Below are 251 nucleotides of genomic sequence, written 5' to 3' on the forward strand. Positions count from 1 at the left end.
ATAACCCACGCGCGATGATTGCCGATCCCGATCGCTATGAACCTCGTGCCGGCGACACTGTGCTGGACTTCGCGCGTCACTACGGCACATCATTCCTTCCTGCGCGCGTATATCGTCCGCAGGACAAGGAGTCGGCTTCACATTGCACCTTGTCCGGTAGCTTGAGCGGTTATAAAGGTTGGTTGTGTTGCGTTGCGTCCGCCTGTGCCCCTCACAAGCACGACGTCGCCGAGGGGTTCGTACAGGCACCG

1 protein-coding gene is annotated in these 251 nt (G+C 59.4%); it reads left to right on the plus strand.

What is annotated here, in order from left to right; all coding sequences use genetic code 11:
- Positions 1 to 14 precede the first annotated feature (14 nt).
- Positions 15 to 251, plus strand: a 237-nt coding sequence (locus ACLFKU_RS44905; RefSeq protein ID WP_410853536.1) for a hypothetical protein, incomplete at its 3' end; no start/stop codon positions are given.

This window comes from Paraburkholderia sp. EG304 (genome assembly GCF_046543485.1).
Taxonomy (GTDB): domain Bacteria; phylum Pseudomonadota; class Gammaproteobacteria; order Burkholderiales; family Burkholderiaceae; genus Paraburkholderia; species Paraburkholderia youngii.